Annotated in this window: 14 protein-coding genes; 8 read left to right on the top strand and 6 right to left on the bottom strand. The window is 66.1% G+C overall.

The features are described from left to right. Positions 1-7 precede the first annotated feature (7 nt). The gene (locus AC2EAL_RS20520; protein ID WP_484726100.1) at positions 8-412 is read right to left on the bottom strand and encodes a DUF6173 family protein; all 405 of its coding nucleotides are present in this window, start codon (positions 410-412) and stop codon (positions 8-10) included. Positions 413-609: 197 nt separating this feature from the next. On the opposite strand from AC2EAL_RS20520, the gene AC2EAL_RS20515 reads away from it, so the two are divergent. The 3 genes from AC2EAL_RS20515 (at position 610) to AC2EAL_RS20505 (ending at position 3460) form a co-directional block, all read left to right on the top strand. Continuing rightward, complete coding sequence (locus tag AC2EAL_RS20515; protein WP_484726099.1) at positions 610-1749, top strand: helix-turn-helix domain-containing protein; 1140 nt, start codon at positions 610-612, stop codon at positions 1747-1749. Between the two features lie 135 nt (positions 1750-1884). After that, complete coding sequence (locus AC2EAL_RS20510; protein ID WP_484726098.1) at positions 1885-2649, top strand: MipA/OmpV family protein; 765 nt, start codon at positions 1885-1887, stop codon at positions 2647-2649. Beyond that, complete coding sequence (locus AC2EAL_RS20505) at positions 2639-3460, top strand: CPBP family glutamic-type intramembrane protease (RefSeq protein ID WP_484726097.1); 822 nt, start codon at positions 2639-2641, stop codon at positions 3458-3460. The genes AC2EAL_RS20510 and AC2EAL_RS20505 overlap by 11 nt, the downstream gene beginning before the upstream one ends. 47 nt (positions 3461-3507) lie before the next feature. Here the strand turns inward: AC2EAL_RS20505 and rlmN are convergent, their stop codons facing one another. Both rlmN and AC2EAL_RS20495 read right to left on the bottom strand, forming a co-directional pair. Continuing rightward, on the bottom strand, positions 3508-4683 hold the full coding sequence (rlmN, locus tag AC2EAL_RS20500; RefSeq protein WP_484726096.1) for a dual-specificity RNA methyltransferase RlmN: 1176 nt from the start codon (positions 4681-4683) through the stop codon (positions 3508-3510). 120 nt (positions 4684-4803) lie between these two features. Then, positions 4804-5334 (bottom strand): invasion associated locus B family protein, encoded by a 531-nt coding sequence (locus AC2EAL_RS20495; protein ID WP_484726095.1) that lies wholly within the window; start codon positions 5332-5334, stop codon positions 4804-4806. Between the two features lie 167 nt (positions 5335-5501). On the opposite strand from AC2EAL_RS20495, the gene AC2EAL_RS20490 reads away from it, so the two are divergent. Both AC2EAL_RS20490 and AC2EAL_RS20485 read left to right on the top strand, forming a co-directional pair. After that, on the top strand, positions 5502-6509 hold the full coding sequence (locus AC2EAL_RS20490; protein ID WP_484726094.1) for an asparaginase: 1008 nt from the start codon (positions 5502-5504) through the stop codon (positions 6507-6509). Between the two features lie 30 nt (positions 6510-6539). Further along, entirely contained in the window at positions 6540-6884 is a 345-nt protein-coding gene (locus AC2EAL_RS20485) for a DUF2794 domain-containing protein (protein ID WP_484726093.1), read from the top strand. Positions 6885-6906: 22 nt separating this feature from the next. Here AC2EAL_RS20485 and AC2EAL_RS20480 read toward each other — a convergent pair whose 3' ends face one another. The 3 genes from AC2EAL_RS20480 to AC2EAL_RS20470 form a co-directional block, all read right to left on the bottom strand. After that, the gene (locus tag AC2EAL_RS20480) at positions 6907-7722 is read right to left on the bottom strand and encodes a C40 family peptidase (protein WP_484726092.1); all 816 of its coding nucleotides are present in this window, start codon (positions 7720-7722) and stop codon (positions 6907-6909) included. Between the two features lie 71 nt (positions 7723-7793). Continuing rightward, positions 7794-9182 carry a leucyl aminopeptidase family protein gene (locus AC2EAL_RS20475; protein WP_484726145.1) on the bottom strand — a complete coding sequence of 463 codons (1389 nt, stop codon included), beginning with the start codon at positions 9180-9182 and terminating at the stop codon, positions 7794-7796. A gap of 281 nt (positions 9183-9463) precedes the next feature. Further along, complete coding sequence (locus tag AC2EAL_RS20470; protein WP_484726091.1) at positions 9464-9844, bottom strand: hypothetical protein; 381 nt, start codon at positions 9842-9844, stop codon at positions 9464-9466. Positions 9845-9993: 149 nt separating this feature from the next. Here AC2EAL_RS20470 and AC2EAL_RS20465 point away from each other — a divergent pair, with 149 nt between their 5' ends. Genes AC2EAL_RS20465 through AC2EAL_RS20455 form a run of 3 tightly spaced genes read left to right on the top strand, consistent with a single transcriptional unit; the run spans position 9994 to position 13619 of the window. Beyond that, positions 9994-10644: a carbonic anhydrase gene (locus tag AC2EAL_RS20465; protein ID WP_484726090.1), complete on the top strand. Its 651-nt coding sequence runs from the start codon at positions 9994-9996 to the stop codon at positions 10642-10644. Between the two features lie 54 nt (positions 10645-10698). Next, positions 10699-12771: a 4Fe-4S binding protein gene (locus AC2EAL_RS20460; protein WP_484726089.1), complete on the top strand. Its 2073-nt coding sequence runs from the start codon at positions 10699-10701 to the stop codon at positions 12769-12771. Beyond that, positions 12768-13619, top strand: coding sequence for an FAD:protein FMN transferase (locus tag AC2EAL_RS20455; RefSeq protein ID WP_484726088.1), 852 nt, complete (start codon positions 12768-12770; stop codon positions 13617-13619). The genes AC2EAL_RS20460 and AC2EAL_RS20455 overlap by 4 nt, the downstream gene beginning before the upstream one ends. Positions 13620-13627 lie beyond the last annotated feature (8 nt).

The following is a 13627-nucleotide window of genomic DNA, read 5'->3' as shown; positions in this document are numbered from 1 at the left end:
CCGCAGCTTATCCGACCGAACCATCCCCGGAATCCCCTCCGACCCAGCCGGGGTTGAGGTTGAAGCCGATCCGGCGCGGAGCATCGGTTTCCGACCGCTTCAGCACCGCGCGGAGCGTCACAGACAGCTGGCTGACATGCTGGATCAGCTGGGTCTTCATGCCATCATCGTCGCGGCCATAGAAGGTGATGATGTCGGGATCGAAGTAGCCGATCCCCTCGATCCGCAGGACCCCGGTCTCATCCCCGGCAAAGCCCATCGCAACTTCCTGTTCGGCGTCCAGCTGCTTTTCGAAGTCGCGGATGTATAGGACCAGCCGGTCATGCGCCCATTCAGCGGGGCTTTTCGGCTTGGCTGGTGCTTTCGCGCCGGGTTTCCTTCGGGTGGTGGCCTTCTCGGCTACTTTCGCCATCAGGCGCATCCTTGGTCAGATCAGGTCCACCCTATGGAACGCAGATCCTGCGGTCTCTGCAAGGGGTGTCGCCGTGCACGACCGATTGGATGCCTGACTTGAACGGCCATGCCGTTGGCCTTAGGGGCTTCGACGGGTTCGCGAACAACGCAGCCAGCAGATGGGACCACGGCTCCGTGACAAACACCGAAGTTCTCGTGATATCTCTTCGCACGACCATCTGCGCAATCGCCCTTTTCGGGTCGGCGGCGTTGCTGGGTGACCGGGTGCAGCGGTCCGTGGGCCGGGGCCTGGCGCTTTTTCTTGTGATCGCAGCATTCGACAGCCTGGCCGAATTGATCAAGCTTTGGGGTTATCTGCCCGACCTGTTCTGGATCGCCGGGGCCGAACCACTTCTTACTTATCTTTATGGACCGGCCATATATCTTTACGTCCTGAACGTAACGGGCAAGACGGTTTCATCCCGACAGATCGCGACCTATTTTGGTGTTCCCGTGGGTCTGGCTCTGATCACCTTGCTGAGCTTCCAGACCGTGCCGCATCGGGTGCAGATCGACATGCTGGCCGGGGGCCCGATCTCGGACGCAAGCTACGCTCAATGGGCGATGAACATCATGGGCATGACCCAGCTGACCTTTTTGGTCCTGACCTTTGGCTTCCTTGTTGCCTGCTGGTTGGCGCTGGACGAAAACCTGAGACGTCTGAGCGGTCTTTTTTCGTCGATCGAGGATCGGACGCTTGCCTGGCTGCGCTGGGTGATGATCCTGATCCTGGTCGCCTGGGGCTGGGCCGCCCTGCAGGGGGCGCTGGACGGGGCCTCTGTTGGCGGCGACTGGCTTGAGATGGTGGATACGGCGATCACGTTGACCTGGGTCGGCTTGCTTGCCTTTTTCGGCATCCGCCAACGCCCGGCCCTGCAATGGACTGCTACTCTGAACCTGTCGGTGCAGGCTCCGGCAGCTGACACCGAGCCGACCGAGAAATACGCCCGTTCCGCGCTGGACAAGGACCGCATGCAGAAACTGGGCGACCGGATGGTGCACCTCATGCGCACGCAGTCCCTGCATCGGGATCCCGGCCTGTCGCTGCGCGGACTTTCCGACCAGATCGGGGCCAGCCCGAACTACATCTCGCAGACTCTGAACGACCATTTGGGCGTCAGCTTCTTTGACTTCGTCAATGGCTTCCGTGTCGATGAGGCCGAACATCTGTTGCGCACGACCGACCGCAGTGTGACCGACATCGCGCTGGAAGTCGGCTTCAACTCGCGCTCGACATTCAACGCCGCCGTCCGCAAGCACCGGGGCCTGTCGCCAACCGAGATGCGCCAACGCTAGGGGCCGCCTTGTCCGCGCCGTCCCGTCAGGACGACCCGGCGTCTTACCCTGTCCGTTCGGACGCGCCAGCTGCAGCGATCTGGCAAGGGTGGCCCCGCGTCCAATCCGGGCGCCTGCACCAAAAAGGACAGTTACATGCTTCGCCATACATTGCGGCCCAGTTTCGGGCCGGTTCTCGTCATTCTTCTCGCGGCAGCACAGGCTAGTCCCTTTGCTGCCCAGGCCGAGGGTCTGAAGGTCTCTATCGGCCTTTCCGCCGGTGCCACGACCTCGCCGTTTGACGACGACAAGACCGAGGCGGTGGCCATTCCCGATTTCCGGATCGAGGGTGAGCGCTTCAGTTTTGGCTTGTCGGGTTTGACCTATGATCTTTACTCCTCCGACGCCCTGACGCTTTCTGCCCGGCTTGCCCCCCGCTTCGTCGTGGCTGATCCGTCGAAAGTTGCGGGGCAAGAGAGGCTGAAGCGCGATACGGCTGTCGAAGCGGGGCTGGCCGCGAGTCTGAACGCTGGGCAGTTCGAATTCGGGATCGAGGCGCTTAAGGACGTGTCGGACACCCATGACGGGATGGCCGTGACAGCTTCGGTTGGGACGATGGTCACTCTGTCGGATCGCTTCACCATCGGCGCACGGGCCGGGGCGACCTGGATGGACCGCAAGCTTGCGACCTACTCTTATGGCGTGCTTTCGTCCGAAGCGGGCGGAGGGTTGTCTGCCTATTCGGTGAAGGCCTCGGTCATTCCGTCGATCGGGATCGAAGCCAACTATGCGATGACCGAAAAGACCTCGCTGGTCGGGGGCATCTCGGCCGAGTTTCTGCCAGATTCGGTGACCGCGAGCCCGATCGTCAAGCGCGACACGGTGGTCTCTGCCATGATCGGGCTGCGCTATGCCTTCTGACAAGGCCCGTCTCGCTTTCTCACAGCTTGCAGCCGTCCCGAAACCGCAGGTGCCGAAATGGTCGGCGGGCGGCCTGGTCGGGCTATGGCTGCTGGTCGTCCTGCCAATGGCGGGGCTGTCGCTTTGGCTGGCCCCGATCCTGATCGCGCGCTACCCGGTGCTGAACCCGGGCCTGGTCTTCTGGGGCACGATCATCGCCGGCATGGCCTGGCAGTTCATCGTCTCGGGCGGGGTCCTGATCCTTGAAGGCCAGCGCTGGACCTGGCCCGACCTTAGGCAGAGCCTGTGGCTGGTTCCGCCACAAAATCCGGTTTCGGGCCGGATCATCTGGCGGGCACTCTGGCTGGTGGTGCCCTTGGGGGCCGCCTTCGTCCTTTTCAGCGAAGCGGCGTTCGACTGGCTGAACACCCTTGTCGCCGACCGGCTTCCCGGCTGGATGACGCCCAGCTATGGCGAAATCACCGATCTCGCCATGCCCGAGAACACCGGCAACTGGTCGATTCTCTGGATCGCGCTGGTGTCCAGCCTGTTCAACTATGTCTTGGGCGAGGCGCTCTTCTTCCACGGCATCCTGCTGCCGCGCATGGAGGGCGTCTTCGGCCGCTGGGCCTGGCTTGCGAACGCAGTCGCCTTTGGTGGCTACCATGTCCACAAAGCAGCCGTCTGGCCAGCGATGGTGATTTCCTGTGTCGCCTACAGTCTGCCGTCACAATACCTGCGGTCGATCTGGCCAGCCTTGCTGATCCACGGCGTCGAGGGCGTGATCCTGATCGCAGCCGTACTCTTCGTCGTGTTGGGAGGGATGCATTAGCCCCGCCCGGTGACCCTGGCGCCCGTCTGGGGATTCGGGCGCCAGGGTCAGCCCAGACCTGCCTCTGCGGCGATCTCGGCCTTCGACTTCCGTGCCCGTTCCGTCGCCGACTTCAGCTGCCCGCAGGCCGCCATGATATCCTCGCCGCGCGGGGTGCGGATCGGTGTGGCATAGCCAGCGTGGTAGATGATGTCGGCGAAGGCGTGGATGCGGTTGCCCGACGACCGCTTGTAGGGCGCACCGGGCCATTCGTTGAACGGAATCAGGTTCACCTTGGCCGGGATGCCTTCCAGAAGCTTCACCAGCCGGTGCGCGTCTTCCTTGGTATCGTTCACACCCTCAAGCATCACGTATTCGAAGGTGATCCGCTCGGAATTCGACAGGTTCGGGTAGGCCTTCAGCGCCTCCAGAAGGGTCGCGATGTTCCAGCGCTTGTTGATCGGGACCAGCACATCGCGGACCTCGTCGGTGGTCGCATGAAAGCTGATCGCCAGCTGGCAGCCGATTTCCGTCGCGGTGCGGGCGATTTCCGGGACGACCCCGCTTGTCGACAGCGTGATCCGCCGCCGGCCCAAGGCGATGCCTTCGCCGTCCATAACGATCTGCATCGCGTCGCGGACGTTCTCGAAGTTGTACAAGGGCTCGCCCATCCCCATCAGCACGATGTTGGAGATGAGCCGAATCTCTTCCTTTGGCGCGCCGGGGACCGGCCATTCGTCCAGGTCGTCGCGGGCCATCATCACCTGGCCGACGATTTCCGCCGCCGTCAGGTTGCGCACGAGCTTCTGCGTGCCGGTGTGGCAGAAGGAACAGGTCAGCGTGCAGCCGACCTGGGAGGAGATGCACAGCGTCCCCCGGTCGGTTTCGGGGATGTAGACCACCTCGACCTCATGCCCGCCGGCGATGCGGACGAGGTACTTGCGGGTGCCGTCCTCGGAGATCTGGCGGGTCACCACCTCGGGGATTTCGATGGTGAAATGCTGATCCAGAAGCGCGCGGTAGTCCTTGGCCAGGTTCGTCATCAGCGCGAAATCGCGGACGCCCCAGTGGTAGACCCACTGCCAGACTTGGCCCACGCGCATCTTGGCCTGTTTCTCGGGAGTGCCCGCAGCGATCAGCGCATCGCGCAGGGCCGGGCGGGTCAGGCCGACGATATTGGTCTTGGCCGACACCGGCAGCTTGCGCGGGATCGTCAGCACGTCTTGCGTGATGGGGGCGGTCATTTGGCAGATCCTTGAGTTGGGCCTTGTTACAGGCGATCTGGTTGTCGGGCGGATATAGGCGAGCCCGCGCCAAAAGAAAAGCGCCCCGCGACGGGGGCGCCTGTGGTCCTGCCGCGCGGCTTACTGGCAGCGCTTTTCGGCGTCTTCCATCGCGGCGGTGAACCCGCGAAGCGAGAAGGTGTCGACCGTCTGCGTGCCCTTGCCCGACCGCGCGGTCAGCGTGGCCGTGGTCCCCGCCTTCAGCGCGGCCAGAAGTTTGGCATCCTCATCCGCGCTGCCCGGCCAGGCCCATTCGCCGTCGGTGAACAGCTGGTAGGGGGTGCCGTCGACGTTCACCTCGACCGTCGAGCCGCCCGCGAAGGGATATCCGCCGGTAAAGCTGATCTCACCGGGCTTGCCCGGGCGGAAGGTCACGAACAGAAGGATGTCGCCGCGCCGCACCGACACCGGCTGGCCGTCGCGGGTGTTGACGGTTTCCTTGGGCTTCGAGACACCCCAGCATTCCTTGGGGCTTTCCTCGGTGAAGACGTTCCAGTCCGTCATCGTCGCGACGCGGTTGGTGGAATCCTGCGCGAAGACGGGCGCCTGGGCAGCGGCCCCGGCAAGCGTGATCGCGGCAACCGCAAGCGTGCGACCGAAAAGGGATGTCATGGTTGACGCAGCCTCCAAGCTGTCTTCCTGCCTCGCCGTCCTGACCTGCCAAAGCGGCCGTTTTGACTGGCGCGGCGTCGTTCTACCCGATATTGCAGCCATAATCAAAAGCACCCGGCGACGAAAGCCCTCAAGGCGACAATTCGCGCATATGTGACGGAGGATCAATGGCAATGGTCAGCGACGGGGCGGTCCCGATGCTGGAAGTCTGGCGCGGCGGGCTTCTGGAATGCGTGCATCAGGGCCATGCGGTGATCTGTGATGCCAAGGGGATCGTCGCGGCCTGGGGCAACCCGCAGGCGGTGATCTTCCCGCGCTCGTCGGCCAAGATGATCCAGGCCCTGCCGCTGCTTGAGACCGGCGCGGCGAATGCGCGCGGGCTTTCGACCCAGCACCTCGCGCTCGCTTGCGCCAGCCATCGCGGCGCGCATGTCCACGTCGACCTCGCCGGGCGCTGGCTGGCCGATCTGGGCCTGAAGGAATCCGACCTGCGCTGCGGCGCGCATGAACCGGGCGACAAGGCGGAACGCGACCGCCTCATCGAGGCGCACGAAAAGCCCTGCCAGCTGCACAACAACTGCTCTGGCAAGCATTCGGGTTTCCTGACCGTGACCCAGCACCTGAAGGCCGGGCCGGAGTATGTGGAAATCGACCACCCGCTGCAGAAAGCCATTCGTGCCGCGACCGAAGAGGTCACGGGCGAGACCGTCGCCGGTTGGGGGGTCGACGGCTGCTCGGCCCCGAACTTCGCGATGACCGTCGGTGCAATGGCCCGGGGGATGGCGAAATTTGCCACCGCCCGCGAAGGTCATGGCGCGCGGCAGGATGCCATGGTGCGCCTGACGCAGGCGATGGCCGCGCACCCGCATCTCGTCGCAGGCGAGGGCGAGACCTGCACCGAACTCATGCGCGCCATGGGCGGCAAGGTCGCGATCAAGGGCGGGGCCGAGGCGTTCTATGTCGCCATCGTCCCGGAAAAGGGCCTGGGCATCGCGCTGAAGATCATCGACGGCGGCTATCGGGGGGCCGAGGCGGCCATTACGGCGCTTCTGGCCAAAGTCGGCGTTCTTGACCCGGCGCATCCGGCGGCAGTCAAGCGGATGGCGGGGGTCCAGCGCAATTGGCGCGGGCTTGAGACCGGGTTCTACCGCATGGCCCCCGGCTTTCCGGGTTGATTATAAGGGGGAAGCGCGTAAGCTTTCCCCATGAACGCCGAAGCGCCGATCCCGTTTCCGTCTTCTGCCCACATCCCGGATGAGGTCAGTTTCGACCGCAAGGAACTGGGCCAGATCCTCCGCGTCTACGGTCGCATGGTGGCCGCCGGGGAATGGCGCGACTATGCCATCGCCGCGATGCGCGACCTGGCGGTCTTCGCGATCTTCCGGCGCACCGCCGAAACGCCGCTTTACCGGATCGAAAAGCGCCCCAGACTGCGCCACCGGCAGGGGCTTTATGCCGTCGTGGGCATGGACGGCCGCGTGCTGCGCCGGGGCCATGACCTTGACCAGGTGCTGAAGGTCCTGGAACGCCGCCTGATCGGCCCAGTCTGACTCGGCCCGGTCTGACAGCGCCTCAAAGCCGCTGCCGCGTCTGCACCAGCCCGCCGCCGCCCGCGGAAATCCGCGATATCGCGTCCTTCATGCCCTCGTAGGACACCGACATCGTATGGCCGTTGGCGTGGATGATCCGGTCCCGGTCGACAACCATCGCGGCGTGGCCCTTCCAGAAGATAAGGTCGCCCCGCTTCAGCGTCTCGTTCGGCGACAGCTGCCGGCCCAGCGAGATCTGCATGTCGCTGTCGCCCGGGCAGGGCAGGCCGCAGGAATGCAGCGACAGTTGCACCAGGCCCGAGCAATCCAGCCCAAAGCGCGAGTTGCCGCCCCAGAGGTAAGGCGTGCCCAACAGGCTTTCGGCCACCGCCACTGGGTCGCTGGCCCAATCCCCCAGCGCGCGCAGGTGGCGCAGCGGCACAAAGCCGTGTGGTGTGTTGGCCCAAGCCCCCCAGGAGCCAACGACCGCCAGCCGTGACCCCAGGCTTAACGCCATGCGTTCGGGCGCCTGGACTTGCGGCTCGGAATAGAGATGCGTCCCCGGCGAGGCGACCCAATGCGTCGGCGCCGGACCCTGACCCAGGTCGCTTTCCTGCATCCAGCCGCAATAGCCGTCCTTGGCCGACATCAGGAAGACATGGCCCTGGTCGCGGTCGATCACGGTCACCGCCTCACCCAGCAGAAGCTGGCGGTCGCGCGCCCCGCCCGGGCTTTCGCACAGGTTGGCGACCGGCACGATCACCTGCGCCTGCAGGCCTTCGGTCAACGGCGCATTCACCACGCCCGACAGCGAGATATGCGCCACACGTCCGGAAAAGGGTGTCAGCCTTCGGTCCATTGCCCAATCCTCACCTCGTACTGCCACGTCGACCCCTTCAACTCGTCACCCCCTGCCACAATCGCAGGCCCCTAAAGCTTCATCATTTCGGCCAGGCCTTCAAGCAGCGCCCGCGCGCCTTGCCCGACGGCCCCTTTCGGCCGCGCCGGCTGGTCGGTCGGCGTGTGCCCGTAGATGTCGAAATGCACGTAGCGCGGCCCCTCGACAAAGCGGCGCAGGAACAGCGCCGCCGTGATCGACCCGGCAAAACCGAAGCCCGGGGCATTGTCCAAATCGGCGATCCCGGGTTCGATCACGCTTTCATAAGCATCGTGGAACGGCATCCGCCAGACCGGATCGAACCCCGCCTTCGCCCCCGTCTCCAGTGCCGAGGCGATGCCCGCGTCATCGGTGTAATAGGGCGCTAGGTCCGGCCCCACCGCCACCCGCGCGGCCCCCGTCAAGGTCGCCATGCTGACCAGCACGTCAGGCCCGGCCTCGCAGGCATAGGCCAGCGCATCGGCCAGCACCAGCCGCCCCTCGGCGTCGGTATCGTTCACCTCGACCGTCAGGCCCTTGCGGCTGGTCAGGATGTCCTTGGGCTTGATCGCATTGCCCGCGACCAGGTTTTCCACCGCCGGGACCAGCACACGCAGCTGCACCGGCAGGCCCAGCGACATGACCATCCGCGCCAGGCCCAGCACCGTCGCCGCCCCGCCCATGTCCTTCTTCATCAGATTCATGCCGGTGGACGGCTTCAGGTTCAGCCCGCCCGTGTCAAAGCAGACCCCCTTGCCAACAAGCGTCAGCTTCGGGCCCCTCTCGCCCCAGCGCAGGTCCAGAAGCCGCGGCGCCCGCGGGCTGGCCCGCCCGACGGCATGGATCATCGGGAAGTTCTGCTCCAGCAGCTCCTCACCCCGGATCGCCGCGAACGAGGCTCCGAATTCGGCCGCCAGCGCTTTGGCCGCAGCCTCAAGCTCGGCCGGTCCCATGTCTTCGGCGGGGGTGTTGATCAGGTCACGCGTCAGGGCCTCGCCCTCGGCCATCGCGATCAGCCGCGCCGGGTCCAGGCCCGCGGGGCAGACCAGCTGCGGGCGGTGTGACGCCTTGCGACCCGGGCGATAGCGGTCAAAGCGATAGCCCGATAACAGCCAGGCCAGCGCGGCCTCGGTTGCTTCCGGGACCGAGAGCGTGCCCTCCAGCCGCCAGTCCAGCGCGGGCAAGCTGGCCACCGCCTTGGCCAGGCCAAAGCGCAGCCGCCGCCGGGCTTGGGTGGTGCCATAGCCCGCGACCGCCCCGGCAATGCCGCCGTCGGGTCCGGGCAGCAGGCGCACCTCGCCCAGTGCGGCCTCAAATCCTGTTGCCTGCAACCAGTTCGCCCAATTCGCACCAGGCCCGCTCAGGAACAGCGGCAGCTCCTCCGGGCGCAGGACATGCAGGGGTTTTGCGTCAGGCGACGGTTCGGCAAAGGCAATGGTCAAGCTGCTTGGCATCCCTGGACGGTCAACTTGGGCTGGCACTCAGATGGTGTGCTTTCCGTTCGGAAATCAAGCATTTGCCGAGGTTTGCAGCACTTTTCCAGCAAAACTCAGAAAATCTGGCGCAAGCAGCGCACACTGTCGCAGTCGCAGAAATCCGAGCTTCAAGGAGAAATTGCGAACGGCAGCAGTCCCGCAACCGGGAATTGCGCGACTCGGGCGCAAATCCTGTAACGCCGCGCGGCCTTGGTGCCGGCGGCGCGCCAAACCGCCAAGGCAGGCACCTACCGGAACTGATCTGCCGGCGCAGCCTCGATCACCAGCGACCGTTCCGCCACCCGCATCAGTCTTGCCCAGACCGCCGAGAACGCGGTGCTGTCGGCGCGTTCCAGGCAGGTCTTGGCATCGCCCGCCACGGTGGCCAGCGTCGACAGGCCCAGATCATTGGCCATCCGGCCAAGGCGCCCCAGCTGGCGCGACAGGTCGCGCAATTCCTGCGAGCGGACCTTTTCGGCAACCCCGGCCATTGCCAGGGCCAGTTCCCCCAGCGCCCGCGTCACCATCTGTTCTGCCACAGGGGCGCCCAGGTTGCGGTAGATCACCGCAATTGCCTCGACATCCTGACGCACCACGTCGCGCGGCCTGAGAGTCGAAATCTCGCCCATCGCCTACACCCAAGTTTCTTCACACCCGCAGCCAGATTGGAACGTCTTGCTGAACAATTGGTTGCCCATTGCGGATGTGCCCGGGAATTTGCCTCTCGAATTTTCTGCAAATGCGGCATAGGCAGGGGGGCCAAGAAGGACTCACGGCCATGACTACGCATATCCGTCCGCTTCCCGCCTATCTGGTCCAGCGCTTTCATGGCTGGCGGGCGACGACCTACCAGGACAACCGCGCCTGGTATCGGCGACTGGCGGAAAGCGGGCAGCATCCGCGCGCCATGGTCATCTCGTGCTGCGACAGCCGGGTCCACGTCACCTCGATCTTCGGCGCGGATGAGGGTGAGTTCTTCATCCACCGCAACATCGCCAACCTCGTGCCCCCCTACACGCCCGACGGCGAACGCCACGGCACCTCGGCGGCGGTGGAATACGCGGTCAGCTCGCTGGGCGTCGCGCATATCGTGGTGCTCGGTCATTCCAACTGCGGCGGCGTCAAGGGGTGCCACGACATGTGTCGCGGCCATGCGCCCGAGCTTGAGGAGAAGACCAGCTTCGTCGGCCGCTGGATGGATATCCTCCGCCCCGGCTTCGACAAGGTCGCGCATCTGTCCGACGAGGTGATCCTCGAGGCGCTGGAGAAGCAGGCGGTGCTGACCAGCCTGGAAAACCTCCTCACCTTCCCCTTCGTGAAAGCCGCGGTCGAGGATGAGCGGCTGACGCTGCACGGCCTCTGGAACAACACCGGCGAGGGCCTCTTGGAGACGTACGATCCCGTCCGCGGTGGCTTCTTCACCGTCTGACCCGTCTACTTTGGTCGGATACGCGCCCGCGCCCGACGCGCCTATCCTCGGCCCATGCGCGCGCTCCTCTGCATTCTCTGGCTTTGCCTGACGACCGTCGTTGCGGCCGCCGACCCATCCCCGCGCGACCGCATCGCGCCGCTGATCGTGCCGCCCTACGCGCTGGGCGAGGCGCTGGACGACAAGGGGGTCTACAGCCTCCTGAACTCCGGCGGGGCCGAGGCGGGCTATGTGTTTGAGACCGGCCCGCTGGCGCCGCTGCCCGGGTTCTCCGGCGGGGCGATCAACATTCTGGTCCTGCTCGACCTGCAGGGCACCTTCATCGACGTCCGCCTCCTCGACCACAACGAGCCGATCTTCGTCTCGGGCCTCGGTGAGGCGCCGTTCCTGAAATTCCTGGAACAATATCGCGGCCATTCGATCAACGAACCCCTGGTCGTCGGCAACCCGTATGGCGAGGGCTCTGGCACCGATCTCGTCTACCTTGACGGGGTGACCAAGGCCACCGCCTCGGTCCGCATCGCGCATGAATCGATCCTGGCCGCGACGCTGGCCGTGGCCCGGGAGAGGATGCAGGGCATCCAGTCCGCCCCCCCCGCCCGTCCGAACCCTGACCTCGACGAACCCCTCACCTGGAACGACCTCGTCGCCCAGGGCATCGCCCGCAACCTGCGCGTGACCAACGCCGAGGCCGACGCCGCCTTTGCCGGGACCCTCTGGGCGCAGGACGACCCCGAGGCGACGGCCGATCCCCAGGGCCTGTACCTTGACCTCTGGGCCATCGACCTCGGCCCCCCCTCCGTCGCCCGCGCCGTCCTGACGCCCGAAAGCCTGTCAGACCTCAACCGCTTTCTCACCGTCTCACCGCAGGACGAACCGATCCTCGTCATCGACACCGCCCGCCACGGCCTGGTCTCGCAGGACTTCGTCCGCAACACCGAACCCGACCTCCTCTCCGCCACGCAAGGCGGTCTCCCCCTTGCGCTGCGCGATGCCGACCTCCTCTTCGAGACCCTGCCCGAGGTCCCCCAAGGCACCGCGATGATCCTGCGCATCGACCGCCGCCTCGGCTTCGACCCCGCCGCCGACTGGGAGCTGTCCGCCACCGCCCTTCGCGCCCATGGCCAGTTCCAGCCCGAGGTCGGCAGCGCCCATTTCACCCTGACCCTCGCCGCCCCGGAGCGCTTTTTCCTTCGCGAAACCCCGCCCGAGAAACTCGCACCCTGGCGCGAGGCGATCCTGAACCGCCAGGCCGACCTCTGGGCGCTGACCGCGCTCCTCGCCGTGACTCTGACAGCCCTCGGCCCCGGCATGAACCGCCTCGCCGACCACCCGCACGTCACCCCCATCCGCCTGACGACCCTCGCCGTGGTCACCGGCTTCATCGGTTTCTGGGGCCAGGGCCAGCTCTCCATCGTCACCCCCCTCGCCACCCTTCGCACCGCGCTGGACCAAGGCTCGCTCGCCTTCCTCCTCTACGACCCCTTCTCCCTCCTGATCTGGGCCGCCGCGATCCTCGGCTTCGTCCTCTGGGGCCGGGGCCTCTTCTGCGGCTGGCTCTGCCCGTTCGGAGCGCTGCAGGAATTCGCCCATCACCTGGGCCGCCTTCTCCGCGTCCCGGAATGGGAGCCCTCGGCCCGCTGGGACCAACGCCTGAAATCCCTGAAATACCTCCTCCTCGCCGCCCTGATCGCCGTAACCCTCTTCGCCCCCAACCACCTCGACAAGGCCGCAGAGGTCGAGCCCTTCAAGACCGCCATCACCACCTTCTTCCTGCGCGAATGGCCATACGTCGCCTATGCCGCGCTGTGGCTGGTCCTGGGGCTGGTCACCTTCAAGGGCTTCTGCCGCTGGGTCTGCCCGCTGGGCGCGCTCATGGCCATCGGCGGCCTGATCCGAGGTCGCGACTGGATTGCCCGGCGCAAGGAATGCGGCTCGCCTTGCCAGCTGTGCCGGGTCCGCTGCAAGTACGGGGCGATCAAGGCCACGGGGCAGATCCAGTATTCCGAATGCTTCCAGTGCCTTGACTGCGTGACGATCCACAACTCCCCTGCCGCCTGCGTGCCGCTGGTGCTGGCCGCCAAGGGCCGCCCGCTGACGCCCAGCTTGCGCGAGGCAAAAGCATGAACCGCCGCCGCTTCCTCGCGCTCTCCGCCGCGGCCCTCGCCACCCCGGCGCAAGGACAGACCCGCTGGCAGGGCAGGGCGTTCGGAGCCGACTGCACCCTCACCCTCTCCGGACCCACCCGTCAGGCCGAGGCCGCGCTGTCCACCCTCCCGACCCTCATCGAGGCGATCGAGGACGACTTCTCCCTCCACCGCCCCTCCGGCCTGACGACCCTCAACAAGACCGGCCACCTTCCCGACCCATCCCCCGCCTTCCGCGCCGTGATGGACCTCGCCGACGCCATCCACCGCCTGACGGACGGGGCCTTCGACCCCACCGTCCAGCCCCTCTGGCAGGCGCGGGCTGAGGGCCGCCCGAACACCGCCCCCATCGGCTGGCACCACGTCCAGCGCGGCCCCGGCATCACCTTGCACCCCGGCATGGCGTTGACCTTCAACGCCATCGCCCAGGGCTTCGGCGCCGACGCCGTCAAGGCGCACCTCGCGGCTTACGGCTTCACCCACGCGCTGGTCGACATGGGAGAAGCCACAGCCCTCGGCGGCCCCTTCCGCCTTGGCCTGCAGGACCCGGACCATGGCCAGCTTGCGACCCGGACGCTGCAAGGCACCGCCATCGCCACCTCCTCGCCAAAGGCGACGCTGGTCAACGGCCAACCGCATATCCTGCACCCCAGGGGCCTGCCGCCGCTGTGGTCCACCGTCTCGGTTGAGGCGACCACCGCCGCCCTCGCCGACGCCCTCTCCACCGCGCTGGTGTTCCTGAACACGGACCAGATCGCGCGCCTCCGCCACCCCGACCTGCTCCGTGTCACGCTCATCGACCCGGACGGCAACTTGACCACCGTCTGACATCTCCC

The organism is Tabrizicola sp. T74 (assembly GCF_057219935.1).
The sequence above is the reverse complement of the archived record's forward strand: the minus strand, read 5'-3'. Positions and strand labels throughout refer to the sequence as shown.

Coding starts and splice junctions, on each gene's coding strand:
- AC2EAL_RS20470 (WP_484726091.1), bottom strand. CDS start 9,844: ATGGGCGAGATTTCGACTCTCAGGCCGCGCGACGTGGTGCGTCAGGAT.
- AC2EAL_RS20520 (WP_484726100.1), bottom strand. CDS start 412: ATGGCGAAAGTAGCCGAGAAGGCCACCACCCGAAGGAAACCCGGCGCG.
- AC2EAL_RS20465 (WP_484726090.1), top strand. CDS start 9,994: ATGACTACGCATATCCGTCCGCTTCCCGCCTATCTGGTCCAGCGCTTT.
- rlmN (WP_484726096.1), bottom strand. CDS start 4,683: ATGACCGCCCCCATCACGCAAGACGTGCTGACGATCCCGCGCAAGCTG.
- AC2EAL_RS20495 (WP_484726095.1), bottom strand. CDS start 5,334: ATGACATCCCTTTTCGGTCGCACGCTTGCGGTTGCCGCGATCACGCTT.
- AC2EAL_RS20485 (WP_484726093.1), top strand. CDS start 6,540: ATGAACGCCGAAGCGCCGATCCCGTTTCCGTCTTCTGCCCACATCCCG.
- AC2EAL_RS20480 (WP_484726092.1), bottom strand. CDS start 7,722: ATGGACCGAAGGCTGACACCCTTTTCCGGACGTGTGGCGCATATCTCG.
- AC2EAL_RS20455 (WP_484726088.1), top strand. CDS start 12,768: ATGAACCGCCGCCGCTTCCTCGCGCTCTCCGCCGCGGCCCTCGCCACC.
- AC2EAL_RS20510 (WP_484726098.1), top strand. CDS start 1,885: ATGCTTCGCCATACATTGCGGCCCAGTTTCGGGCCGGTTCTCGTCATT.
- AC2EAL_RS20460 (WP_484726089.1), top strand. CDS start 10,699: ATGCGCGCGCTCCTCTGCATTCTCTGGCTTTGCCTGACGACCGTCGTT.
- AC2EAL_RS20490 (WP_484726094.1), top strand. CDS start 5,502: ATGGCAATGGTCAGCGACGGGGCGGTCCCGATGCTGGAAGTCTGGCGC.
- AC2EAL_RS20505 (WP_484726097.1), top strand. CDS start 2,639: ATGCCTTCTGACAAGGCCCGTCTCGCTTTCTCACAGCTTGCAGCCGTC.